General features: G+C 43.8%; 23 protein-coding genes and 1 pseudogene. 10 read left to right on the forward strand and 14 right to left on the reverse strand.

Going from position 1 to position 26,058, the window contains the following annotated elements; all coding sequences use genetic code 11:
• Positions 1-13 precede the first annotated feature (13 nt).
• Positions 14-1,753 carry a PTS fructose transporter subunit IIBC gene (gene fruA, locus R7H07_RS00860; RefSeq protein WP_206957500.1) on the forward strand — a complete coding sequence of 580 codons (1,740 nt, stop codon included), beginning with the start codon at positions 14-16 and terminating at the stop codon, positions 1,751-1,753.
• 82 nt (positions 1,754-1,835) lie between these two features.
• On the opposite strand, the gene R7H07_RS00865 is transcribed toward fruA, so the two are convergent.
• From R7H07_RS00865 to R7H07_RS00880, 4 genes are all read right to left on the reverse strand, one after another.
• Positions 1,836-2,546, reverse strand: coding sequence for a hypothetical protein (locus tag R7H07_RS00865; RefSeq protein WP_065275269.1), 711 nt, complete (start codon positions 2,544-2,546; stop codon positions 1,836-1,838).
• A gap of 175 nt (positions 2,547-2,721) precedes the next feature.
• Positions 2,722-5,781, reverse strand: a complete 3,060-nt coding sequence (locus tag R7H07_RS00870) for an efflux RND transporter permease subunit (protein WP_065275268.1) — start codon at positions 5,779-5,781, stop codon at positions 2,722-2,724.
• The gene (locus R7H07_RS00875) at positions 5,781-6,842 is read right to left on the reverse strand and encodes an efflux RND transporter periplasmic adaptor subunit (RefSeq protein WP_206958823.1); all 1,062 of its coding nucleotides are present in this window, start codon (positions 6,840-6,842) and stop codon (positions 5,781-5,783) included. Before R7H07_RS00875 ends, R7H07_RS00870 begins: the two co-directional genes overlap by 1 nt.
• The gene (locus tag R7H07_RS00880) at positions 6,842-7,915 is read right to left on the reverse strand and encodes an efflux RND transporter periplasmic adaptor subunit (RefSeq protein ID WP_065275267.1); all 1,074 of its coding nucleotides are present in this window, start codon (positions 7,913-7,915) and stop codon (positions 6,842-6,844) included. Before R7H07_RS00880 ends, R7H07_RS00875 begins: the two co-directional genes overlap by 1 nt.
• 160 nt (positions 7,916-8,075) lie before the next feature.
• On the opposite strand from R7H07_RS00880, the gene vdeR reads away from it, so the two are divergent.
• Positions 8,076-8,804: an efflux transporter transcriptional repressor VdeR gene (gene vdeR / locus R7H07_RS00885; RefSeq protein WP_005376423.1), complete on the forward strand. Its 729-nt coding sequence runs from the start codon at positions 8,076-8,078 to the stop codon at positions 8,802-8,804.
• A 71-nt stretch (positions 8,805-8,875) separates the two neighbouring features.
• Here the strand turns inward: vdeR and gcvT are convergent, their stop codons facing one another.
• Positions 8,876-9,994: a glycine cleavage system aminomethyltransferase GcvT gene (gene gcvT / locus R7H07_RS00890; RefSeq protein WP_206958821.1), complete on the reverse strand. Its 1,119-nt coding sequence runs from the start codon at positions 9,992-9,994 to the stop codon at positions 8,876-8,878.
• A gap of 260 nt (positions 9,995-10,254) precedes the next feature.
• Positions 10,255-10,878, reverse strand: a complete 624-nt coding sequence (locus R7H07_RS00895) for a helix-turn-helix domain-containing protein (RefSeq protein WP_206958819.1) — start codon at positions 10,876-10,878, stop codon at positions 10,255-10,257.
• A 379-nt stretch (positions 10,879-11,257) separates the two neighbouring features.
• Between R7H07_RS00895 and R7H07_RS00900 the strand changes: the two genes are divergently transcribed.
• The 3 genes from R7H07_RS00900 to gcvP all read left to right on the forward strand — a co-directional run bounded on the left by R7H07_RS00900 (position 11,258) and on the right by gcvP (position 15,978).
• Positions 11,258-12,553 (forward strand): serine hydroxymethyltransferase, encoded by a 1,296-nt coding sequence (locus tag R7H07_RS00900; protein ID WP_005376430.1) that lies wholly within the window; start codon positions 11,258-11,260, stop codon positions 12,551-12,553.
• 53 nt (positions 12,554-12,606) lie between these two features.
• Entirely contained in the window at positions 12,607-12,987 is a 381-nt protein-coding gene (gene gcvH, locus R7H07_RS00905; RefSeq protein ID WP_005376432.1) for a glycine cleavage system protein GcvH, read from the forward strand.
• A gap of 126 nt (positions 12,988-13,113) precedes the next feature.
• The gene (gene gcvP / locus R7H07_RS00910; protein WP_017820968.1) at positions 13,114-15,978 is read left to right on the forward strand and encodes an aminomethyl-transferring glycine dehydrogenase; all 2,865 of its coding nucleotides are present in this window, start codon (positions 13,114-13,116) and stop codon (positions 15,976-15,978) included.
• Between the two features lie 240 nt (positions 15,979-16,218).
• On the opposite strand, the gene R7H07_RS00915 is transcribed toward gcvP, so the two are convergent.
• The 3 genes from R7H07_RS00915 to R7H07_RS00925 form a co-directional block, all read right to left on the reverse strand.
• Entirely contained in the window at positions 16,219-16,620 is a 402-nt protein-coding gene (locus R7H07_RS00915; protein ID WP_005388788.1) for a VOC family protein, read from the reverse strand.
• 250 nt (positions 16,621-16,870) lie between these two features.
• Entirely contained in the window at positions 16,871-17,698 is an 828-nt protein-coding gene (locus tag R7H07_RS00920) for an MBL fold metallo-hydrolase (RefSeq protein WP_225452537.1), read from the reverse strand.
• 266 nt (positions 17,699-17,964) lie between these two features.
• Entirely contained in the window at positions 17,965-18,855 is an 891-nt protein-coding gene (locus R7H07_RS00925) for a LysR family transcriptional regulator (RefSeq protein WP_237289134.1), read from the reverse strand.
• A gap of 108 nt (positions 18,856-18,963) precedes the next feature.
• On the opposite strand from R7H07_RS00925, the gene R7H07_RS00930 reads away from it, so the two are divergent.
• From R7H07_RS00930 to R7H07_RS00940, 3 genes are all read left to right on the forward strand, one after another.
• Entirely contained in the window at positions 18,964-19,875 is a 912-nt protein-coding gene (locus R7H07_RS00930; RefSeq protein ID WP_005388780.1) for a DMT family transporter, read from the forward strand.
• Positions 19,876-20,070: 195 nt separating this feature from the next.
• Positions 20,071-20,532 (forward strand): carboxymuconolactone decarboxylase family protein, encoded by a 462-nt coding sequence (locus R7H07_RS00935; RefSeq protein WP_042520770.1) that lies wholly within the window; start codon positions 20,071-20,073, stop codon positions 20,530-20,532.
• A gap of 104 nt (positions 20,533-20,636) precedes the next feature.
• A complete protein-coding gene (locus R7H07_RS00940; protein WP_206957499.1) occupies positions 20,637-21,377 on the forward strand; it encodes a helix-turn-helix domain-containing protein in 741 nt (246 codons plus the stop codon).
• A gap of 119 nt (positions 21,378-21,496) precedes the next feature.
• Here the strand turns inward: R7H07_RS00940 and R7H07_RS00945 are convergent.
• Positions 21,497-21,649 (reverse strand): annotated as a pseudogene (locus tag R7H07_RS00945) (YcxB family protein); the annotation flags it as partial.
• 234 nt (positions 21,650-21,883) lie between these two features.
• Positions 21,884-22,081 (reverse strand): transposase, encoded by a 198-nt coding sequence (locus tag R7H07_RS23905; RefSeq protein ID WP_033906523.1) that lies wholly within the window; start codon positions 22,079-22,081, stop codon positions 21,884-21,886.
• Positions 22,082-22,412: 331 nt separating this feature from the next.
• On the opposite strand from R7H07_RS23905, the gene R7H07_RS00950 reads away from it, so the two are divergent.
• Both R7H07_RS00950 and R7H07_RS00955 read left to right on the forward strand, forming a co-directional pair.
• Positions 22,413-22,982: a DUF6795 domain-containing protein gene (locus tag R7H07_RS00950; protein ID WP_050550092.1), complete on the forward strand. Its 570-nt coding sequence runs from the start codon at positions 22,413-22,415 to the stop codon at positions 22,980-22,982.
• On the forward strand, positions 22,982-24,178 hold the full coding sequence (locus R7H07_RS00955; RefSeq protein ID WP_033906522.1) for a lipase family protein: 1,197 nt from the start codon (positions 22,982-22,984) through the stop codon (positions 24,176-24,178). Before R7H07_RS00950 ends, R7H07_RS00955 begins: the two co-directional genes overlap by 1 nt.
• A 310-nt stretch (positions 24,179-24,488) precedes the next feature.
• On the opposite strand, the gene R7H07_RS00960 is transcribed toward R7H07_RS00955, so the two are convergent.
• From R7H07_RS00960 to R7H07_RS00970, 3 genes are all read right to left on the reverse strand, one after another.
• On the reverse strand, positions 24,489-24,659 hold the full coding sequence (locus R7H07_RS00960) for a hypothetical protein (protein ID WP_162564176.1): 171 nt from the start codon (positions 24,657-24,659) through the stop codon (positions 24,489-24,491).
• A gap of 344 nt (positions 24,660-25,003) precedes the next feature.
• Entirely contained in the window at positions 25,004-25,498 is a 495-nt protein-coding gene (locus R7H07_RS00965; RefSeq protein WP_065275264.1) for a YcxB family protein, read from the reverse strand.
• A 224-nt stretch (positions 25,499-25,722) separates the two neighbouring features.
• Positions 25,723-25,983, reverse strand: a complete 261-nt coding sequence (locus R7H07_RS00970) for a DUF5062 family protein (protein WP_005376453.1) — start codon at positions 25,981-25,983, stop codon at positions 25,723-25,725.
• Positions 25,984-26,058 lie beyond the last annotated feature (75 nt).

Below are 26,058 nucleotides of genomic sequence, written 5' to 3' on the forward strand. Positions count from 1 at the left end.
AGAAGGTTATCGTATGAATATTGCCATTATTACTGCCTGTCCGAGCGGTGTAGCAAATAGCATCCTTGCGGCAGGATTACTAGAACAAGCCGCCGCAAAATTAAACTGGAATGCCAAAATAGAATGTCAATCAAGTGTGGTTGAACCAACACTATTGACGGAAGCTGACGTTGCACAAGCAGAAGTCATTGTCATTGCGGCAAATACTAGCGTCGACACTTCTCGTTTTGTAGGAAAAAAGGTTTACCAAGCGGAAATTAGCGAAGTAGCAAAAGACGCAACTGCGTTTCTCCAGCAAGCGGTTGAAAACGCCACTTTACTTGAAAAAGCAACCACACTTGCAGCCCCTATCACTACAGATACAACATCAGCATCAAAGAAGATTGTTGCAATCACGGCATGCCCTACTGGCGTTGCGCATACCTTTATGGCGGCAGAAGCTTTAGAAGAAGAAGGCAAGCGTCGTGGCCATCAAATCAAGGTGGAAACTCGTGGTTCAGTTGGCGCTAAAAACCAACTGACTGAGCAAGAAATTGCAGACGCCGATCTGGTGATCATTGCTGCGGATATTGAAGTGCCACTTGATCGCTTCAACGGCAAAAAGATGTACCGCACGAAAACAGGTCCAGCTCTGAAGAAAACAGCCGAAGAGATGGACAAAGCATTCGAGCAAGCCACGGTGTATCAACATTCTGGTTCTGCAAATTCTGCTTCGGCAGCAGACGAGAAGAAAGGCGCTTACAAACACTTGATGACAGGGGTATCGCACATGCTGCCTGTGGTTGTCGCTGGTGGTTTGATCATCGCCCTATCGTTCGTGTTTGGTATTGAAGCATTTAAAGAAGAAGGCACACTAGCAGCAGCCTTGATGAACATTGGTGGTGGTTCTGCATTCGCATTGATGATTCCTGTACTTGCTGGCTATATTGCGTTTTCAATCGCTGACCGTCCGGGTCTGGCTCCTGGTCTTGTTGGCGGTATGCTAGCAAGTTCAACGGGTGCTGGTTTCCTAGGTGGTATCGCAGCTGGCTTCATTGCCGGTTATGCAGCGAAGCTCCTTGCGGACAAAGTAAAACTCCCACAATCGATGGAAGCGCTTAAACCAATTCTGATCATTCCATTTGTAGCAACATTGTTCACTGGCCTTGTCATGATCTACATCGTAGGCGGCCCAGTTTCAGGCATCATGAACGGCCTGACTGACTTCCTAAACAACATGGGTTCTGACAGTGCAGTACTACTGGGTATTATCCTTGGCGCAATGATGTGTTTCGACCTAGGAGGCCCGGTAAACAAAGCCGCTTACGCATTTGGTGTTGGCCTTCTGGCTTCACAAACTTACGCACCAATGGCGGCAATCATGGCCGCAGGTATGGTTCCTGCGCTAGGTATGGGTTTAGCGACCTTCATTGCGAAGAACAAATTTGAACAAAATGAACGTGAGGCAGGTAAAGCATCATTTGTCTTGGGCCTGTGTTTCATCTCTGAAGGCGCAATTCCATTTGCTGCGAAAGATCCAATGCGCGTGATTCCATCTTGTATGGCAGGTGGCGCGCTTACTGGTGCCCTATCGATGCTATTCGGTGCGAAATTAATGGCACCACACGGCGGTCTATTCGTGCTGCTAATTCCTAACGCAATTTCACCAGTATTAATGTATTTAGTGGCTATTGCAGCGGGTACAGCGGTAACTGGCTTTACTTACGCATTCTTAAAAAGCAAAGCAGAAGCGAAACAAGAAGTCGCAGCTTAATTAGAGCGACTCCGGTTAACAATGCCACCCTCGAATTTGGCATTTAGCACCTCCCTTTAATTCCGGTTAAGGGAGGTGTTTTTTATTCCGCAGCCGGAACGGCTACAATGTCTACTTCCCCACTGCTCATATCCACCGTTGCTTGATAAGCGCTATGCGGGTCACCGTAGTGCTTGAAGGTAAAGTGGTAAACGTTAGCTGGCGTCCACAAGGTTTTTGATTCTGCGGGCAGAATGTCATAGCCGTCTTGCTGATAAAGCTCTGTCGCCATTACATTTGCGATTGCCGCCTGCTGGTTAGCGTCTCGATCCACCTTTGGCTCTAGTGACGGGTTACTTGGATAAGACTCACCGTTGTAACTCATGAGTCGATAGGAGCCATTACTCCAAACGATAAAGTCCTGCCAACCATTACTGTAACTGTCGGCTAGTACAATAGGCGTGCGAGTTACCGACATTCGATTAATAACGTTTCCCTCATTATCAAACATATATGCAGAGCAGCCACCACTACCACAGAAATAGCGATCTTGAAGCAACACTATGTGTTCTGCCTTGCCGTCGCTGTTTAGGTCGGCGCTACCCGATAGATAACGTAGATTGTCTTGCTCGAGCGACAGCCCTTCAGGGGCTAAAACCTTACTATCAATCCAACTGGAAATGACTTCAGCACTAACACTGTTGACTTTAGGGGCAGGTTGTTTGGTTTCTGTCGGCATGCTATCCGTCGCGGTGCAGCCAACCAAGGTGAAAGAACCAATGAAGAAGAGTCCGTTTAATATGCGCTTATTCATGTAATCTCAATCTTTGATGTGTCGTTACATGAGTATACGCATGATTTGCATTGTAATCGTAAGAAAATCATTAAAATCAAGCAAATGAATGGTTTGGTATATATTAGTAAGATCAAAAAAGCCCCGAAGAAAACCTTCAGGGCTAGGCAGGAAGCTGGCAAATAGCCAGGAGTCCCTATGCAGTGGTCGGTTTTACCCTAAACAGAATTGCAAACATCACTGGCACCACTATCAGTGTCAGTACAGTAGCAAAACCAAGACCTGCCATAATCGTTATTGCCATCGAGCCAAAGAAGGCGTCGAAGACCAGTGGAATCATCCCCAAGATAGTTGTTAGCGCAGCCATACTTACCGGACGAACGCGGCTTATCGCACTATCAACAATCGCGAGGTAAGGATCTTTACCTGACTCCAACTCAAGGTTAATTTGGTCAAGCAACACAATACCGTTTTTCAAAATCATGCCACTTAGGCTTAACAAACCAAGGAATGCTGTAAAACTGAACGGCATGTTCGTGGTAAGCAAACCAAAAGCAACGCCAATGATCGCTAACGGAACGGTGAACCAAATTACCAACGGCTTTTTGATTGAGTTAAACAATAAAATAGTAATGATGAACATCAACAAGTAACCCATCGGCAATGAACCGAATAGGCCTTCTTGTGCATCTTTGGATGATTCGTACTCACCACCCCATGTGATTTCGTATCCTTCTGGAACATGCAATGCCATCACTTTAGGCTGTACACGAGCAAATAAGCTTGCTGCCGTGTCGTCACTCAACACATCATGGTCCGCGAGAACGGTTAACGTACGCTTACGGTCACGACGCTGAATTAGCGGCTCACTCCAATCCAGTTGAACGCCATCAATCACTTGATCAACCGGAATATACGTTTGCAACGAAGGGCTCCAAATGGTCACGTTTTGTAGTGATTCAAAATCTACGCGTTCTTCTTCAGGAAGACGTGTCATAATTGGCAACGTATGTGTACCATCACGCAAGTAACCTAAGGTGCTACCACCAAACGTCATTTGCAGTGTGCTTGAAAGATCTTCTTTCGAAATACCTAGGCGACGAGCTTTAGACTCATTGAAAGCGGGTACAAGTTCCTTGGTGCGCTCTCGCCAATCGTGACGAATGTTTCGGGCACCAGGGTCGGTATGAAGGATGTCTTCAACTTGCACCGCCAAGTCACGTAAAACTTGTGGATCAGGGCCAGTAATACGCGCTTCGATCTTAGACGCTGGTGATGGACCAAATTCCATCAATTTAAACTGGAACGTAGGCGCATCAAATGTTTTCGCCAGATTCGCATCTAACTTATGCAGCAAACCAAACATTTTCTCACGATCAGTCGCGCGAACTTGGAACTGAGCGTACGCTTCGTAACTTTTTTCTGGTTGATAGGTTAAAGCAAAACGCTGTAGACCCTGCCCAATCGAAGCAGAAACAAAGTCAATATCATCTTGCTGACGAATGTAGCTTTCGACCTCTTCAGCTTTTTTGATCGTTTCACGGATGTCAGTACCCTCTGGCATCCACATATCCACGTAGAACATCGGCGTATTCGATGGTGGGAAGAACTGCTGTTTTACATTACCAAATGCCACGACAGCACCCACTAATAGCGCCACCATGCCAGCAACGGTAAGCCAGCGGAATCGTAATGCAAATTTCAGCGATGCCCCAAATACGACAAACAACCAGCCTTTATAAGGATCATCTTCGCTAGTACCCTGCTCTTTGTTTTCCTCTTTCAACAAAAGATCGGCAAGGAAAGGCGTCAGTGTAATAGCGGTAATCCAGCTTAAAAATAGTGAGAAACACAGCACCCAGAATAAAGAGCCCATGAACTCACCTGTCGCATCTTGCGACAAGCCGATAGGTGCAAAAGCCGTAATTGCAATAACAGTTGCGCCCAGCAAAGGCCATTGTGTTTGCTTTACAATATCGACAGCCGCTTGAACTTTGGTACGCCCTTTCTTTAGGCCAACCAATATGCCTTCCACGACAACAATCGCGTTATCAACCAGCATACCCAAGGCAATAATTAACGCGCCAAGAGAAATACGATGCAGTTCGATGTTGTTGTAATTCATCAAAATGAAGGTACCAAATACCGTCAATAACAACACAACTCCAATGATGACACCACTGCGTAAACCCATAGTAAACAGCAACACAATGATTACGATCGCCACTGCCTCCGCTAGACTAATTACAAACGCTTTAACAGATTCATCCACCTCATTGGCTTGGTTGTAAAAGTAGTTCATATCGATGCCAGCAGGCTTGATAGACTCAAGGCTCGCGAGCTCCGCATCCAAACGTTCACCAACCTCAACCACGTTCACACCCGATGCAAACGAGATACCGATATTAATCGCTTTTTGACCGTTAAAGAGTACGACGTTGCCTGGCTTCTCTTGAATACCGCGAGAAATCGTTGCTACGTCTTTTAGACGAATTAGATTTCCTGTGTCACGGCCATGAATGATCAGATTTTCTAGTGCTTCTACAGTGTTTAAGGTGCCGCTTGGGCGAATAACAAGGCTTTCGCCATTGACCATCACTTCCCCTGCTGAAACCACATTGTTTTGCTGGTTCAACAAGCTCGAAACCACATTCATGTCTAAGTTCAGTGCAGCAAGGCGATCAAGTGAGATCTCAACGAATAGCATTTCTCGCTGATCGCCCGTGATGTCTACCTTACCAACACCATCAACAAGCTCGATTTCACGGGTCAGGTAATCCGCATAACGTTTCAGCTCTACATAGTCGTAATCGTCACCAGTGAGCATTAACATCACGCCATAAACGTCACCGAAATCATCAATGATCTGTAAAGACTGAACACCTTGAGGCAATGATGGTCGTAAATCATTAATTTTACGGCGCATTTCATCCCAAATTTGCGGCAGTTCATCAGGACCATAGTCCATTTCCATGCTCACCGTTATTTGAGACATACCATTAGAAGACGTAGAGGTAATTTTGTCGATATAAGGGAGTTTTCGAATCTCTTTTTCTAGAGGATACGTCAGCTCTTCTTCAACTTCTTTTGACGTCGCGCCAGGGTATGTTGAGATGATCATGGCATCTTTGATCGTAAATGCCGGGTCTTCTAATCGTCCAAGCTCCAAAAATGACGTTAAACCACCAACAGCAAGGATAATAATGAACAACCAGCTGATGACTTTGTTTTTTATTGAATACTCAGCAATGTTCATTATTGGTTATTCTCCACAACATCCACATGTTTACCTTCGCGTAATTTACGCAGATTTGAATTAATCAGAATATCGCCCTGGCTAACACCTGACGACACAATGGCTCCATTGCCATTCACTTGAGAAATCATGACAGGCACCCGTGTGACAATGTCACCTTCTTTTTTCCACACAAAGAACTCATTCCCTTCACTGCCTGCTTGAAGCGCCGTGACAGGCACACTGTAACCATCAATAGAGGTAATGCCCGCCTTCACCATATCGACCAAAACGCTTACGCTGGTTCCCGGTAATATCTCTGTTTTTGGCTGTGGCATCGTCAAGTACATTTCGTAGGTTTGAGTTTCAGCGTTGGGTTCACTTGTGTGCTCTAAATAGTCCAAAGCAAATCTGCCATCGATGCCGGAAAAGGTTGCTCTAGGCTTGTAGCTCATGCTGTCTGAGTTTGGGTCTACCATCGCTAAAACATTGTCGGAAAGCTCAATACGCACGTAAACCAAATCGTTTTGGTATAGGTTTAACACGGGTTCACCAATTGCCACACGCTCAAAACGTTCTTTGAAAACATCAGATACTTTACCGGCGAACGGGGCGAATAAACGGGTGTAATTCAATTGATTGGTCGCGTTATAGAAAGTAGCCTCAGCTAGCTCTTTATTGGCTGTTAGCTCATCAAGTTCCGCTTTTGAAATCATTTGACGTGCATGCAAGTCTTCACCGCGTTTAAGCTGACGAATTGCAAGTGTGTATTGTGCTTCTGCGTCATTCACGGCTTGCTTCTCTTTGCTATCATCTAGCTTTGCGATCATTTGCCCCTGCTTCACAACGTCACCCGCTTTAACCAATACGTGCTGAACTTCCCCAGCGCGGCGAAATGCTATTGGCGTTTGTTCTGCAGGCACTACTATGCCTTTGAACGCGCGATGTTGACTTTGTACTGGTGCATCCACCGAGATAGTCGACACAAAAAGTGGCTGCTCGACGATAGCTTGGTTTTCATTTTTGCACCCTGTTAAAACTGCAAGTGCAATCGCAGAGATCGTAAGTAGAGAACGTTTCATTAAATGCCTCCCTCACGAACCCAAGCTTTCACCACTTGTCCTTCAACCAGTCTCTCAACACCAGCAATAACAACGTAATCATTGTTATCAAGCCCGGCTTTCACACCACCTGCTGCGTCAAGTGAGACAGTGACTTTATTGACCTGCTGCGTGCTTCTGTCCATTACCCAAACTTCACCTTGCGTCCCATTTTTGTTGACCCAAGCAGACTGAGGTAACGTCATCGCGTCCGATACATGTTGTTTAGCCATGTGTACCTGCCCTGTCATACCTGTCAGCAAATTGCGATCTTCTGGCCGAGTGATGGTCACGATCGCCTCATAACTATTGGTATCGATGTTTGGCTGCGTCGAAATTTCTTTAAATTGCCCAGGGATACGTTTTCCTGGCTCGCTATCCATCGTCACCCACATATCGGAGTTTTGCAGTGACTCAAGTGATACAGATTCCGCATAACTTACTGGCAAGGTGAAAGATACATCCAACGTCGTGTTATCAATGAGATTCAAGATCTCCTGCTTCTCTGCTACTACTTGAAACGGGTTGACATAGGTATATGACACAATGCCATCAAACGGTGCGTGAATTTTGGTATAGCTCAAATCGGTTTTAGCTTGTTCGTAGTTCGCCAATGCCGCTTTATATTGAGTTTCTTTCTGATCGTACTCATCAGTACTAATGAGTTTTTTTCCGTAAAGGTTTTTCGCGCGGTCCCATTGTGTTTTCGCTAACGCGTACTGCGCTTGAGCGGCATCTAACGCAAGCTGAAGATCTTTAGGGTCTAACGTTGCGAGCACTTCACCTTTTTGGACTTTTTGACCCATGCGTACACGTAATTCATCAACCTCTCCACCAACCTGAAAAGAAAGCTGCGCGCGATGTGTTGCATCAATACGCGCTAAAAAGGCGTGCGAGTCTTCAAGTTCTAGGTCTTTCACCGCCAGTAATTTTACAGGTTTGATTAAAGGTTCAGACGGCTCAGAAATGGCTTTATTACACCCAGTTAGCATCCCAGAAAGACTTAATGTCACCACTGCGCCAACTAAAGTGCGCTTTAAATATTGTTTTCGCACCCGCTTTCTCCGTAGGTTTTATATATTACACAGCCGTGCAGTATAAGCAGAATTTGAAATTGATCAACATATTTTCCAGGTGGATAGCAAATTAATTAGTCAAAGCGTTCGGTTTCTGGTAAAAGTAAGCGCGTGATTAATATTCGGGAAAATTCGAACTATGAATGAAAGAAAGCAGGGGCGTAGAAGTGCTGAAGCAGCAGAACAAACTAAGTGTCTGATCCTTAAAGTGGCAGCAGATATGTTTTGTGAACTTGGTTACGAGCGTGTCTCGCTGCGCAATATCAGTGAAAAGGCTGGTGTTTCACATAGTTTGATCCGTCACCACTTCGGCAGCAAAGAGAAAATCTGGCAAGCGGTTAGCGATGCAATGGACGAGTTCATGCAGTGCTATATGGCTGAACTCATCAATGAAATGCCGGAGAACACACCTTCGAATAGAAAAATTTATCTGTTTATGGTTCGCATGCTAGCATTTGCTCTCGTCAATCCTCATCCAGTACAGATGATCGCCGATGCCATTCGACAAGGCGATGACGGTGCTCTGCTGCAGTATTTCTTAAAGTCAAAAGATGAGTTCGCTGCGATATTTACCGGAATTTTCGAGCAGTACAACAGCGAAAACCCTAATGCACAATTTGATCAGTGGGAATCAAAGTGGCAAATGTTGATCTTCGCACATGGTGCTGTCAGTCTCGCGCCAATGATGCAAGAAACATGGCCGGATATTGCAGATAATCGCGAAAAACTGCTGATCAAGCATTGGGAATTGTTTAATACCATTATGGCCTCTCAATTTGGGATCCCAAAAGAAGAGATGATTCATCCGGAAAAGCTTGAAGATATCGTTATTGATATGTGCTGTACTATTGATGAAGCAGTAAACTAAAAGTAAACAAGCGAAAAGAAGACATAAAAAATGCCGAGCTACAAAGCTCGGCATTTTTGTTTCAATTCGTTTTAACCACGGTAGTAGCGTTGTGGTACGAACGGCATTTTTTCAACTGTCATTGGTAGCATTTTACCACGCACTTCAGCGAACACTTCAGTACCAATCGCCGCCAAATCCGCACGAACATAACCCATTGAGACTGGCTTACCTGCATTCGGACCCGCCGTACCGCTGGTTACAACGCCAATTTTAACGCCGTCAGCATCAAACAGTTCAACACCTTCACGCACTGGCGCTTTGGTTTGACCTACTAGACCCACACGCTTACGCGCCACATCTTTAGTCTCAATCTGCTTAAGAATAATGTCTGCGCCAGGGAAACCACCTTCACGTTCACCACCAATACGACGAACTTTTTGGATACCCCATAGCAAGCTCGCTTCAACAGGTGTTGTTGTTGTGTCTAGGTCATGACCGTATAGACAAAGGCCACACTCAAGACGAAGCGAATCACGAGCACCAAGGCCAATCCATTCAACTTCATCTTCAGCAGTCAGTTTACGTGCTAGCTCTTCCGCTTTGTCAGCAGGAACCGAGATTTCGTAACCGTCTTCGCCTGTATAACCACTACGAGAAACAATGCACTCGGCGCCTAAAATATCGACTTTACGAATATCCATGAACAGCATTTCAGAAACTTCTGGTGCAAAACGCGCCAATACAGCCGCCGCTTTAGGGCCTTGGATTGCAAGTAGAGCTCGGTCTTCGATAATTTCTAGCTCAACACCAGATGGTAAATGCGCTTGTAGGTGTGCGATATCTTGCGCTTTACATGCTGCGTTCACAACCACAAACAGATGATCGCCTAGGTTAGCCACCATCAAGTCGTCCATGATGCCGCCCTCTTCATTAGTGAAAAAAGCGTAACGCTGTTTACCAGACTCAAGATCCAAAATATCCACTGGAACTAATGTTTCTAGGAACGCAGCTGCACCGTCACCAATTAGGCGAAGCTGTCCCATGTGAGAAACGTCAAACAGACCTGCCGCATCACGAGTATGTAAGTGTTCCTTCTTTACGCCTAGAGGATACTGAACAGGCATATCGTAACCCGCGAACGGGACCATTTTGGCACCAACTTCAACGTGAAGTGCGTGTAGTGGTGTTTTCAGTAGTTCTTGAGTCATTTTCGTCTCCATTTAGATAGACCCGAGAATGCTATCGGCATTCGATGTGTTTCCAATAATAAACATGGCTCATTCTATTTTGCACGAACAAGACGTAGATCGACTTGCAAAAGTGTGACTCTTAACATTTTAATCACAACAAATCGTACAAAAAAAGCGCTTTAATGAGCAAGTTCTCATCAAAAAAGCGCCTTTTCATCATAACGACCACCAACAGCAATCGTTTGCTTTCACTATAGGAAATTTACAAGTATTTATCACTATTTGGCTGTCACCCACAAAATGAGCGCATCTTTCTCGCTAACACTGGTCAACATATGTCCCATATTTGCATCGTAATAAACGCTGTCTCCCTCGCTTAAAACAACAGGTTCGTAAAACTCAGAATAGAACATGACCTCACCAGATAAGATAAGCAGAAATTCTTCGCCATCATGACGAACCCAGTCTTTATATTCATCAAAACTACGAGCTCGAATTTGGCTCTTAAACGGCATCATTTTCTTATTGGAAAGTTGTGTCGCGAGCAGTTCATGTTCATAAGTTTGTGTTGGGTGTGGTTTACCTTCATTCTTCTTGGTAACATCCCTACGCCCTGTCGCTACCTTTTTTCTAGGTGGCTCAAATAGTTGTGGCATGTCAATTTGTAAGCCAAGTGCCAATTTTTGCATCGCTTGAAACGTCGGGGAGATCTGCTCATTTTCTATTTTGCTCAGTGTAGATCGAGCAAGCCCGGTTCGCTGACTGGCCTCTTCTAATGTGATACCGAGTTTCGAGCGGATATCCTTAATACGCTGGCCCAGTTTTAACGGCTCGATATTTTGGTCATGTTGCTCTTTTGCCAACGTCATCGATGGGTATTCATCGTAAATACTTTCTGCCATAAATCCCTCTATAGATATCCATATTTTTTGTCTTACTCGCATTGTGCATGAAGCACATAGTGGATAGAAGTCCACCAAGTGAATTAAACCGTGCTCTTGTTAACAAATTTTGAAATCTTGTTTCCTATAGGAAATTTTTGGTTGATTGTTCCCGTCACAGGCGCTATGTTACCAACTTGTTAGATGTAGAGATGCATATTTCCGTAAGAGATTGGTAAAGGAAACACGCAATCCAACGGAGTTTTTGCCCAAATTTAGGGCCGGATGTTCACTCTGTTCTGCTACGCAGTTCAGCTGTTTTTGAGGACAAATGAACCACAACCGCAAATCATAACTCATCTATTGCGGGTTCATTTTCAGATTTGGAAGGTCAACTACCATGAATAAGAGTTACCCTAACCACAGCTTGGAAAACTTTTTCTCTACCAACCTCTCTGCGACAGATGATGCTGTCTTTGCTGGAATTCAAGCGGAATCCGCTCGCCAAAACGAACAAATCGAACTTATCGCTTCTGAGAACATTGTTTCTAAAGCGGTAATGCAAGCTCAAGGCACATGCCTAACAAACAAATACGCTGAAGGCTACCCAGGTCGTCGTTACTATGGTGGTTGTGAGCACGTAGATACAGTGGAAGCCATTGCTATCGAACGCGCAAAAAAACTTTTCAATTGTGAATACGCAAACGTTCAACCACACTCAGGCGCACAAGCAAACGGCGCAGTAAAACTAGCACTGCTTCAACCTGGTGACACCATTCTTGGTATGTCTTTAGACGCAGGTGGTCACCTGACGCACGGTGCACGCCCTGCACTTTCTGGTAAATGGTTTAATGCAGTTCAATACGGTGTTGATCGCGAAACACTGGAAATCAACTACGAAGATGTTCGTGAGCTAGCACTTGAGCACCAACCTAAAATGATCATCGCAGGTGGTAGCGCTATTCCACGTACTATCGACTTTGCAAAATTCCGTGAAATCGCAGACGAAGTAAATGCAATTCTTATGGTCGACATGGCACACATCGCCGGTCTTATCGCAACAGGCGCGCACCCTAGCCCACTGCCACACGCACACGTTGTTACGACTACAACACACAAAACATTGCGTGGCCCTCGCGGCGGTATGATTCTTACTAACCACGAAGACATCATTAAGAAAATCAACTCAGCCGTATTCCCTGGCCTACAAGGTGGCCCACTGATGCACGTTATCGCAGCCAAAGCGGTCGCATTTGGTGAAGCGCTTGGCCCTGAATTTAAAACTTATATTGATTCGGTGATCAATAACGCAAAAGTCCTAGCGGAAGTATTGCAAACTCGCGGTTGCGACATCGTAACTGGTGGCACAGACACGCACCTAATGCTGGTTGACCTTCGTCCGAAAGGGTTGAAAGGCAATAAAGCAGAAGAAGCTCTAGAGCGTGCTGGGATCACATGTAACAAAAATGGCATCCCATTCGATACAGAGAAGCCTATGATTACATCGGGCATCCGTTTAGGAACGCCTGCGGGTACAAGCCGCGGCTTTGGCGCTGAAGAATTCAAACTCATCGGTAATTGGATTGGTGACGTACTGGACGGTTTAGTGAACAACCCTGAAGGTGACGCAGAAGTTGAAAAACGCGTTCGCAAAGAAGTAAAAGAACTTTGCAGTCGCTTTCCTCTATACCAGTAAACGATTTTTTTAAAATCATAATAATTCCTGACAAGTTATTCGGAGATTAAGCAATGGACAAAACACTGAAGTTTGCAGATAGCCACGAGTGGGTACGTGACAACGGTGACGGCACAGTAACAATTGGTATTTCTGAGCATGCACAAGAAATGCTAGGTGACGTGGTATTCGTTGACCTACCAGACGTAGAAGACGAAGTTGAAGCAGGTGAAAGCTTCTCTCTCGTTGAATCTGTAAAAGCAGCGTCAGACATCTACGCACCAATCACTGGTGAAATCGTAGAAATCAATGAAGAACTAGAAGACAGCCCAGAGCTAATTAACGAAGAGCCGTACGAAGGTGGCTGGATCGTAAAAGTGAAGATGTCTGATGTATCTGAACTAGATAACCTGAAAGACGCAGACGAATACCTAAACTCTATCGAAGAAGAGTAATTAGGATGTGACGAAAGCTGTTCCCTAGCCTGTTTAGAGAACAGCTTTTTTTCTAGGTTCGGACGTATAATTTAATTTATCAGTAACGCAAATCCGTTACCCGAACCAAGGAGTAGGTAAAGGACAATGACTGAATTACTTCAAAGCCTCAGCACACAAAACGAGTTCGTTGCTCGCCACAATGGACCAAACAAATCTGACCAACAGAAAATGTTGGAAGCGATCAACGCAGTTAGCCTAGATTCGCTTATCGACGAAACCGTACCAGCACAAATTCGCCTAGAGCAACCAATGAGCTTGGCAGAAGCGAAAAGCGAAGCAGACATGCTGGCAGCAATGCGTAAGTTCGCCGATCAGAACCAAGTTAAACGTACATTCATTGGTCAGGGTTACTACAACACCTTCACGCCGAACGTGATTCTACGCAACGTGATGGAAAACCCGGGCTGGTACACTGCTTACACCCCTTACCAACCAGAAATCTCACAAGGTCGTTTAGAAGCACTTCTAAACTACCAACAAATGGTGATGGATCTTACTGGTATGGAAATCGCGAACGCGTCATTGCTCGATGAAGCAACGGCAGCAGCAGAAGCGATGACACTTTGTAAGCGTGCGGGTAAAAGCAAGAGCAACGTATTCTTCGTTGCTGACGACGTTCACCCACAAACCATCGAAGTGGTAAAAACTCGTGCGAAATTCATCGGCTTTGAAGTCTTGGTTGGTTCTTTAGAATCACTACCAGAGCAAGACGTGTTCGGCGCACTAGTTCAATACCCAAGTACAACAGGTGAAGTTCGTGACCTAACGGACATCATCGCTAAAGCGCAAGCAAACAAAACACTAGTGACTGTAGCAACGGACCTTCTTGCTTCTACCCTACTTAAACCTGCTGGTGAAATGGGCGCAGACGTAGCAATCGGTTCAGCACAACGTTTTGGCGTGCCGATGGGTTACGGCGGTCCACACGCTGCCTTCATGGCAACACGTGACAAGCACAAGCGTACTATGCCAGGTCGTGTTATCGGTGTTTCTATCGATACTAACGGCAACCAAGCACTGCGCATGGCAATGCAAACGCGTGAACAGCACATCCGTCGTGAAAAAGCGACATCAAACATCTGTACTGCTCAAGCACTGCTAGCGAACATGGCGTCTTTCTACGCGGTTTACCACGGCGCAGAAGGTCTACGCACGATTGCTCGTCGTACGCACCACATGACAGCCATCCTAGCCGCTGGCCTAACTAAAGGCGGCTTCGAGCTTGCTCACAACAGCTTCTTCGACACCATCACTATCAACACAGGTGCACAAACTGAAGACCTATACGCGAAAGCACTAGCCGCAGACATCAACCTACGTAAGTTGGGTACTCAGCTAGGTGTGAGCTTCGACGAAACCACAACCGTGGCAGATGTAGAAGCCCTATTCGCAGTATTCGGTGTGAAAGAAGAAGTCGCAGCACTATCAACTGAAATCGCAGGCAACGAGTTTGCAGCCATTCCAGAAGCATTGCGCCGCACAACAGAATATCTAACACACCCTGTGTTTAACACGCACCACAGCGAAACACAGATGATGCGTTACCTAAAACAGCTAGAGAACAAAGACTTCTCACTCACGCACGGCATGATCCCACTGGGCAGCTGTACGATGAAGCTGAACGCAGCAGCAGAGATGATCCCAGTTACTTGGCCTGAGTTTGGTTCGATCCACCCGTTCGCACCAGCAGAACAAGCAGCTGGTTACGCAGCACTCGCAAAAGACCTTAAAGAAAAGCTATGTGAAATCACTGGCTATGACGCATTCTCACTACAACCAAACTCTGGTGCATCGGGTGAGTACGCAGGCCTTATCGCGATTCAACGCTACCACGAAAGCCGTGGCGAAGGTCACCGCAACGTATGTTTGATCCCAAGCTCTGCGCACGGTACTAACCCTGCGACAGCATCTATGGTGTCAATGAAAGTGGTTGTGGTTAAGTGTGATGAAGAAGGCAACATCGACATCGACGACCTAGCAGCGAAAATCGAGAAACACAAAGACAACCTATCAAGCATTATGATCACTTACCCTTCTACGCACGGCGTTTACGAAGAGAAAGTGAAAGAAGTGTGTGAAATGGTTCATGCCGCTGGTGGTCAGGTTTACCTAGACGGCGCTAACATGAACGCGCAGGTTGGTCTAACATCACCAGGCTTCATCGGTTCAGACGTTTCTCACCTAAACCTACACAAAACCTTCTGCATCCCGCACGGTGGTGGCGGTCCGGGTATGGGTCCTATCGGTGTGAAATCTCACCTAGCTCCTTTCTTACCAGGGCATATTGAAGACGGTGTAGAAGGCGCAGATTTCGCAGTATCAGCAGCAGATATGGGTAGCGCTTCTATCCTGCCTATCTCTTGGGCTTACATCGCAATGATGGGCGAAGCTGGCCTAACAGATGCTACAAAAGTAGCAATTCTGAACGCAAACTACGTGATGGAAACACTTCGCCAACACTACCCTGTTCTTTACCGTGGCAAAAATGGCCGCGTAGCGCACGAATGTATTATCGACATTCGTCCGCTGAAAGAAGAAACAGGTATCAGCGAAGAAGACATCGCGAAGCGTCTAATGGACTACGGTTTCCACGCACCAACTATGTCGTTCCCTGTAGCGGGCACGCTAATGGTTGAGCCAACGGAATCGGAAGATCTAGAAGAGCTAGACCGCTTCTGTGATGCGATGATCGCTATCCGCGAAGAAATGGAGAAAGTGAAAAACGGTGAATGGCCACTGGATAACAACCCACTTGTTAACGCGCCACACACACAAGTTGATCTTTCAGCTGAAGATTGGGACCGCCCTTACTCTCGCGAGATTGGCTGCTTCCCGTCTAAAGCGACCAAATCTTGGAAGTACTGGCCAACGGTAAATCGCGTAGATAACGTATACGGTGACCGTAACCTAATCTGTTCATGCCCAAGCATCGATAACTACGAAGATTAATTTTTGTAGAATCTAAATAAACAAAGGCGAACCGATTGGTTCGCCTTTGTTTTTGGTGTGCCGCCGTAACATTTGTTGATACATCGAGAAGGAATGATGGCTAGTTATTGTTTGCACAAAAGTGATTTAGAAATACAGTGACTTCTGAGAACCTTTGAATTAGCACTAATATCTCAGAGCCTTAAAAGCTTGTTGGAAACTCCTCATGAACACTATGTTATGCAGGTGCTGTGTAGTTTCTCAGTTCAGTTGCAGTAAGTCCCACTTATTACCATAGAGATCTTGGAACACCACCACTGTCCCGTATTCTTCCACACGAGGCTCTTCATTAAATACAACACCATTTTTCTTCATCAACTCGTAGTCACGCCAAAAATCATTAGTTTGCAGAAACAGGAAAACACGACCACCTGTTTGATTTCCTACTGCATGCGTTTGCTCCGGTGTACTCGCTTGAGCTAAAAGTAGGTTTGTACCATTGGAGTTTGGAGGAGAAACTTGAACCCAGCGTTTACCACCACCTAGGTTGGTATCTTCAACCAGAGTGAATTGAAGTTTTTGAGTATAGAATTCGATAGCATCGTCGTAATTTTCAACGACTAGAGCAATGTTTCCGATTTGCTGCTGAACAGTTTTGGCCATGATGATTTCCGCTGTGTCAAAACGCTAATTGTACTCTATTTTGAGACTTTTCTAGAAAGCACATAACGCCTTGCAAATGTGTAAGGCACACAATACGAATGCTTACGCACGGCGCCTTTGTCACTAGAACCGACAAACAATATAGCTGCCACCAGTGTCGAATCTTGATTGAGCAACTTATTAAAGCCTTAGCTATAACTCAAGAGCAAATCTCTAACCTAATAAAGAAGGCTGCTCGTATACCACGGTATTATAGTTCTTCTAGTTTTCCCTTAGCTAAATCTTCTTGTTGCTTAAGGAACATGAAGAAGTTTGCCTCACTGATAAACGGGTTACCGCTTGTGCCGAGCTTCTTCCTATTTTCAAAAAGGAAATTTTTATGTGGATGGTTCGAAAGGTTAACGTTCACAATAGGTGCCTGTAGTGAAATTTTTCTAATTTTCTCCATGCTAGTCAGGAACTGGCCAATAACTTCTGGATCATTGCTACTTACGCTATGCCCACCAACGATAAAAGCACGATATTGTTCGCCATTATCTTCAACAGTGAAGTCTAAGGAATAATCACCTTCCGTGTGGCCAGGTGTGAGATAGAACTTAAACTCATGTCCACCAATAGCCATAGAGCTATCGCTTTTTATCTCTATGTCTAAGTTTGGAGGAAGGAACTTGTTCTCACCTTCGCTTTTGTTTGATTGCTGTATAGATAGTTCATGAGCGCTTTTGGTCATCACGACTTTGGAACCATACTTCTCTTGAAGTAACTGGGCGCCTCCAACGTGGTCAGAATGCCCATGAGTTACCAATATGTGCGTTATTGGCTTATCTTTTAGCCCTAGCTTCTCTAGGTTGATAGGTATCCACTCAGAGTAAGGGAAGTCAAGCGTATCAATGATAACGAGTCCGTCGTCTGTAGCAATGGCATATGATGAGACCCACTTGTCTCCTACATAATAGACATTATCAAACATCTGAAATGGTTCTACATAACCGTTCTTATCATTCATTGCTGGAACATATTGACTTAAGGAAGCAAAAGACGAAGCACTGAAAAGTAAACCTACAATAATTTTTTTCACGAAATCGCACACAAATATATCCTTAATAATTTCTTATAGAACTTCGCGGATGAGAAAGCTCTAAACGATTTTCAGAGGCAAATACAACTGCAAATACTTTCTACTTAGCTTGAGTTTTAGCTGACCGAATCACTTGTAAACTCGAATCCCATTAACTGCCTATGTATTCATGATTCTTTTAGAGGTTAAATAAATGAACTCAATTGAAGCAGAGTCATGAAGCTTCAATTGAGGTTACCGGCACAGCACAATGTGATAAACCTCTTTCAAGCAAACATTTGAATGCGATTTTTCCAATTTAAGACATGTTCAATAAATGCATCAACTCTTGCAGGCCTTTTATCGCGGTCTCGATACATAATGAATACTTCTTTACCCGAGCATTGCCATTCTGGCAACAAAGGCAGCAGGTTATGTTGATCATGATTTAGCTCATGAAAGTAATAGGTTGGAATCCACGCAATTCCTAAACCATGGATGACGGCGTCTCTAACTAGCAGTACATCATTTGAAGTGAATTGAAACTTTAGCGGATGATCAAATGTTTCATTGGTGATTTGATTAACTAATTTCCATTGGCAGTCGTTGTTTACCGTAATTAGGCGATGATGAACAAGTTGTTCTGGATGGGTAATCGGTTGGTGTTGTTCTAAATAGCTTCGTGATGCACAAAGCGCAAATGGAATCGACCATAATTTCTGAGCAATCCAGTCTTGTTCAATAAGATCACCAAGACGAAAACTAACATCGACACGGTTAGATACAAGATTGATTTTTTCATTCTGTACATCTAAATCGATACATATCTTCGGATGTTGCTCTGCAAATTCATAAACGCACCGCTTTAACCACATCTGTGTCATGTTAATTGGCGCTGATATTTTGATCGTTCCGCTTAAAGACTGACGCTCAGTCGCAATTCTCGATGTCACATTACTTAAGCTAAGAAGTAACGGCTCACAGAGTTGATAATATTTTTCGCCATCAGTTGTTAACGCAAAGTGGTGTGCACTGCGGTTAAATAGTCTGCAATTTAAGTTTGTTTCCAGCCTTTTTAACTTCCGGCTTAGCGTGGCTAACGGGACATTAAGACGCTCAGATGCTTGTGTTAGGCTTTGATAGCGAGCAACAGAAACGAATAACAAAAGGTCATCCAAAGAGTGACGTTCCATATTTGGGATTAACCCTCTTAAATTTGGCTATTAAAAATCAAATATGAAATATATAGCATTATCGCGTCAAGTTAATTTTTATCAGGAAGATCTATGTCTAAGCATTTATCAATTTGGTGCGGTGTTGTTGTCGCTATCTTTTTTTGGTCTAGTAACTTTAACGTAATAAAGGCTATTAATAGCGATGTCTCTCCTTTGGATTCAGCGACGTTACGATTTTCCGTTGCAGCTTTAATACTCTTACTGATAAGAGGTACTAAACGCTCTCCATATGGAGCCAAACTCACACGAAAAAGTATGTTGTCGTTGTTTGTTATAGCAACCGTGGGTGTAACTATCCAAAACTTCTCTATTTTCTCTGCAATGAGATTTACTACCCCAGTTAACGCAGCGGTTGTTCAGGCAAACCTACCACTTGTCACTATCTTGTTGTCGGGCTTTATTCTCAAGACTTCCATTTCGGTTAAAACTATTTTAGGTGCACTAATCAGTTTTTGTGGAGTGGTAATCGTCATTACAGGGGGAAATATTCATTCTATTAGCAGCAATAGTAATATTGGTGATCTATACATGTTATTTGCTTTAATTAGTGGGTGTTTATACACAATTCTAGCGAAGCGTTTAACATCTCATATCCCAGTAACTCAGCAGTTACGTTGGGTGTTAAGTATTGGTGCCATTCAAATGGTCGCTATAGCGATGTACCACGGCGACTTTAGCCGTAGCTTAAATGCCATAACATTTAAAGACCTAGCATTAATAGCTTACATGAGCCTGTTTGGAACTTTGATTGCTTATTACTTTTGGATGAAAGGCGCTATCGTTCTTGGTCCAGATAAGATGTCTCCATTATTTAATATTATGCCGGTATTCACTCTACTGATTTCGTTCATTTCTGGTGAGCAGGCTCAATGGGAAAATGTTTTAGGCGTCTTTATCGTTGCGGCTGGTGTGTATATAGGTAACTCAGCACCTTTTGCTCGTTTACGGAAGGTGGTGGAGTAAAAATAGACGCCAACCTTAAGTCCATTATTTAGAGCAATACTTTGTTAATTGGCATAAGTTTTCTTGGTTTCCAATAGGTACACTTTTCGCTTTCGTCGTTCACTCTTTTATCTAACTTTATTGAGTACATGTCGAAAATCTTCAATCTTTTGCTAAGAGCGTTTTTTACTATGTAAAAAACAGAGGAGAATGACCATGAAGAAACGACTCAACTATATTGAAGTAGCGCCAAAAGCAATAGAAATCCTATACGCTCAGGAAGCTTACTTCCATGAACAATTTAGCCAATCAGAAACCATGAACATGATCATATGGGAACTGGTTAAGTTACGCATATCGCAAATCAATCAATGTGCATTTTGTATCGACATGCATAGTAAAGATGCGCTTCAGTTAGGTGAAAAGCCGGAACGCATATGGGGGCTTAGTGCATGGAAAGATATGCCATTCTACAGCGATGCAGAACACGTTGCACTAGGCTGGGCTGAACTACTAACTGCTGGCCTACCAGTAGATGATGATACCTATCAGCTGACCTTGAATACCTTTGGAGAAGAAGCTATGGTCAACCTAACAATTGCGATCAACGCGATCAATAGTTGGAACCGAATAGTTAAGGCATTTAAGCCAAAGGTTGGAGTCTATAAACCTCGATAATTCTATTTGACGGTTCTTACTTGTAAGCCACTGCTTATACCTCAACTTAATAGGATGAAAATTACATGTGTATCACTTTCTCATTTAAGTTGAGGTTAAATAGGATGATTCATTTGAACTTAGAATTTGATATTTTAAAACCTCAAAAGGCTTTAGCTGGCTATGTTCAAGCCATTTGGTCAGCATCCGTCAAACCTGATACGACGCAAACCGTACGTAAACAATTACTCAGTGATGCTGGTACAGGTGTGGTATTCATTTTACAGAATGAAGTACAAATAGATGGTGAGTGGCAGACGCCGGGGGTTGTCCTACTGCCTATAAGCATTCTGGCACATCAGGTCTGCCTACCGCCAGGCGCGGTGATGACTGGCGTACGCTTTCATCCTGCTGTTGGTTATCAACTATTTGGTAAACGTCTAGAACAGCTATTGCGGATTCAAGACGACCACCCTTTGGCTTCTTCTGCACTAGCAACATTTGAGTCTCTGCAAACAGCTCGTTCGCCATATGCAAGGATTTCTACGTTATATCGCTGGGTTCAAACACTGATTGAGGAATGTGAACCGCAGTATGTCGGCCACATTATTGACCAACCTACAGGGACCATCAGTCAGCGCCAGAGAGAGCGCAATTTTCAGAAATGGTTGGGGATTACTCCTAAACATTACCAACGCATTAAACGAGTTAAGCACACTTTAGAGCAACTCCGAGCGCAACCCGATCTTACTTTATCGGAGTTGGCGCTAGAGCAAGGTTTTTCCGATCAAGCACACATGACTAGAGAGTGTAAGCAGATTGCGCGCATGACACCGAAGCAGTATGTCCGAAAGAGAAACCTCTAAACCTTATTAGCTTTCTACATCAAACCCAATTGATTCAGAATCGACCATATACTTGTTACAATGTTCGATCATATATCACCTACTTTTTCGATCGCTCATTCCAGCTTGATGTGAGTTGGTTAGCTCGCTTTTGATGCCGCGTGCCGCTCTACCATAAACGCGATCGCTTCTTCATTTAAGCAAGATTTGCTGATGTATTGGCGTTGTTTACCAAGGTGAAGGATAAAGCCCAAGTCAGTTTGTTCGAATTGGTCGATATCATTGATAGCTAGGTAGAGTTGGTAATCATGCTGTTCAACACGGCCACAGTATTCAGTGCCTCGGTCAGTCAAATTCTCGGTATTAGCATAGGTCGAGCTCCAACGTTGAAGTATTCTCTCTGGGTGCTTTTCTAAGGTTGTTAGGACTTTTCTTACTGGCTCTAGTCAACTAAAGCTTGTACTTGCCTATCTGTCATCGGACTCTCAGCATCCTTTAACACCGCCCAACGAAGAGCTTTTTGCATGTCATTGTTTTTCGAGCGTCATCAACAGCCAGTGTAATAACTGCACAATATGGAACCAGTCGAGAGTAACATTCGCTTTCGGAAGCTCATCTTTGACACCACTCCAACCTGCCCAGGCACATCGATGAGCTTTATAGTGAACTCGAGGTATTTTCGCTGTGATATAGCAATGGTGCTGAAAAAGTTGAGATGGCGCCATGTTTTATCGGTTATAAAAAAACAACCATTTTCGCGGTAGCTATTGTTAACTGGTCTTCATGATAAGAATTCAGAATGAGACAATGAGTATGCAAGCTTACGAAATGGACGTGGATAGGTACTTTAACGAATAGCTCGGTATTTTTTTGCCAGAGGGAGTCTACTTATGTTTACCCCATGAAAGTAATAGACATGTCATTTACATTATTTTTTAAAGTATGCCTAGATATAAGCTTTGACATGACTTATTTTTGAGAATTGGGGCGGTCCTAGGCTAGCACTTGAGAGCATTAGGACATAGTATCGTCTCACGCGTGGATATGGGTTGACCTATGTACAATATTGGTAAACAAATGACTAAAATACTGGTTTCCCTTATGAGTGCCACAATATTATTGCTCTCAACAGGTTGTAACGCAGATATGTTTAATTTCTTCAAATTAAAAAAGTTTCAATACATACTTAGCTCAGAGATCACTGGTCGCTTATACTTAGACGGGAAAGCGTTTACTAGCGAGGTAGTTTATCTACACACGGCTTTTTCTAAAAACCGTTATATCACCGAGACAATTACGTCAGAAAATGGTTATTTTCATTTCCAACCTACATATCACTATCAGACGTTTAAAGAACCTGCCCTTCATGAATCCTCTAGCTACATTGGTATTTACATTTTTGTAGATGGCAAAAAATACTACTTACTAGAGGCTCGTTTTTCTGACGTGAAACCCTATGAATTTATTTCAGATAATCTTCTTGATTTAAGTTGTGAGATTAATTCGGACGAATATCGTTACTTTTTTAAAAATAAATTTGTTGAGAATGGCCTCGATCTTGAAATTATTAGTAGGTGTGATTTGAAAGGATTTTCTGAAAAAATATTACTAAATAAGGACACGTAATGGCAAAGTTAACACCAAAAATGGCTTCAGAAATAGCGGATATTCCTTACAAAGCTTATGAAAATAATGGCCGTTTTATCATGCCGGGCAAAAACAGTTTTTCAAATCACTTTTCTTTTTCTGAAGATGATGTATTTGATGGTTTTACAGGCGGTGTAGCGGGTTTATCCAATGTACCGGTATTGCGTAAAGTTATCCCTGGCTTGATGAGAACTTCAGAGGCGTTTGCAGTGGTTGGCACTGGTAAAGGTTCTACATTTGAGAATGAAATTGTCATTTCAATTCGAGGAACACAAAATGCTAATGACTGGATCACAAATGCGAATATAGGGGTGAAAGGATCACCAAACGGTTCGCCCGCTCATGCTGGTTTCAACAATTGTTTTCAAAGTCTTAGCCCCAAGTTGAAGCAGTATATTATGCAGATGAATCCTAAACCAAAACGTATACATTGCGTTGGGCACAGCTTAGGTGGAGCACTCGCATCACTTTGCGCTGATTGGGTGCGTAATGAGATGAAGGTCAGAACCACCTTATACACCTTTGGCGCTCCTAGAGTTGGTCTGGAAGCATACGCACGCTCATCGGAAAAGCTAAACGATGGTGTTTATCGATGTACGCATGGTGCTGATCCTGTACCCAAAATACCGCTTTGGCCATTTATTCATGCTCCAATCTCAACAGGCGAGTACCGCTTGGACTCTGGCACTGGGTTAAGCATATCAGCCCATTTGATGGCAAGAAACAAAAATCCGGGTTACTTAAACACTGCTTCCTCGGATTCTTGGGGAGCGTTGAAGAGGAAATCGAATGACCACTTATTTACCCCTATCCGTCTAAAGTATGAGCAACGAAATCAAGCTTCTTTTTCGGAGTATTGGGCCGATAGAATACAGGGCGCACTTATCACCTATTTGAAAGATGTGGCTCTTTTGTCAACGGTAACGATTCAAGCAGGCGTGATTGCTGGCTTGACCTTTTATGATTGGCTTTCAAGAAAGCTAGAAGCCGTTGCTAAATCATCTAAGCGCAATGAAGAGCAACTAAAAGGCTTATTAGGCCATATGCTTGTTTTTGCCGGTCACTATGGGACCATCGTTGAGGATCTATCCGCCCGATTCATTAGATGGGTTTTCGAAAGAACCATTGGACGACTAGTCAGAGTATCTAAACAAGCGATATCGTTGCTAAGTTAACCTAACCATTGCAATGGCATAGTAACGTGAATGCTTAGTTAGAGGTGAACTCGTCACCTCATAAGTTAACTGGTGACATTGACATAACGCCGCTAAATGGGATTCTTATTAAGCACTTTTTAGATGAAACTTTCTAACCAAATCGGGTCGCGATTTATCAAAACGAATTTGAAAATAATGAATTTTTCACTATTTTCAAATTCGTGATTAGGAGCCAAAATGTAGGTTTACAGTTTCAACTGTTTTTGGATTTCTGTTGGAAAAGTAACTTAAACAATTGACATTAAATAGATTTAATGGGAAATGGCTCTTACAAAACCCGAACTGCGCCCCCTTCCAAGCTGATGATGATGTAGGTTCGATTCTCGCTGTACACTCCATTCTCATAGGCTACTTTACCTAAAGCTTCGAACGCCTCCCATGGGGCTCGAATCGCAATTCCATGGATAGCCCCCTCAAATCGAATAAGTTTCTTCCGCATAGAAGTTACCTTTAGACGCATAAGTCCAACACTGGCCACATGAACTTTATTAGGGAAAACCCAACAAACTAACGAATGTCAAACCTTTGCCGAACATAGTAATCGAGCAAAAATGCTCTAGAAGTTGGCGTCATCACTGTAGGCTCACAATAAACTATCTCATTGTCACTTTTTTGGTTCAGTTTACACACTAACTCCGCAGCACACTTAAGGAGTCCATATACTGGAAAGACGCAACCAGAAACACCGAGTGTAGTGGTTCAGATTTTGAGCCTGAATCAGAGCTACCCCATAAGCATCAAACCCTAAGATCAAAAAAGCAAACCCACGGACTCGCTTTTTTGTTAGCTCGCTTTTGATGCCGCGTGCCGCTCTACTATAAACGCGATCGCTTCTTCATTTAAGCAAGATTTGCTGATGTATTGGCGTTGTTTACCAAGGTGAAGGATAAAGCCCAAATCAGTTTGTTCGAGTTGGTCGATATCATTCCAAGCGAGGCTGCGGTCAACTTTACCGCTTTTGTAGCGCACGCCATCTGCATTCACTTCAAACACCACTTTACTGCCGCGGCTTGAGCTGATGGTTTGACGCCACAGCCACCAAGTTCTTTTGAAGTAAACGCTACACGCTTCAATCACACTCAATACGATAAAGAACCAACCGACGTAACCGTTAGGTAGCAGTTCAAACTCCAATAAAACCACACCAAAGATAAGAAACAGCATCCCTTTTAGGTACGCTTGTGGGAACTTCGTTGGCTGGCTAGTTTGATCATAACACTCAGCAAAGAAAGGTTTGTCGAGTATGTATTCTGTAGTGAATTCGAAATCTTTAGACATGTATGGTTACTTCAAGGCTTCTGTAAATGAGTAATCTTGGTTGCACTCTCGCAACACCTGCATTGTAGCGCTTCTCGGGATTTATCTTTAGTCATTTTGATTCAGTTTTGTAAATCAATGATACCGCCACGCCAAAAGACCTCGGTGCACTTGCCAAGAGCAAACAAGGCGAACCATTTGGCTCGCCTTGCTAATTAATAACCTGTGTGACTTGTTGAGGTTTTCTACTTTAGAGGGTCGTTGTCTGGCAATGCACTGTGTATCCAGACTGCCAGTCGGTGTTTGATGCTTGCGCCGTCTAGCTTGCTTTCCGGTAGTGGCGTGATCTGTTTGGCGTCGACCAAGAATAGGTAAATCGCTTTTACTCTCAGAGGTTGTGGTGACTGAGGAAGGTCAAAGCCTTGTAGCTTCGCCATCTTCCCACCAATCTCTAGTGCCTTCTTAACCAGTTTGTCTTCATTGTGAAGCTTGGAGCTTTTTGACATTTATAAATCCTCTTCTTCGCTTCAATTAAGAATACATGAAGTGTCACGTATGGCGTGTTAGTAAGCTCGCATATT

The sequence above is a fragment of the Vibrio sp. Vb1127 genome (genome assembly GCF_033338735.1).
In the GTDB taxonomy this organism is placed as follows: Bacteria; Pseudomonadota; Gammaproteobacteria; order Enterobacterales; family Vibrionaceae; genus Vibrio; species Vibrio alginolyticus.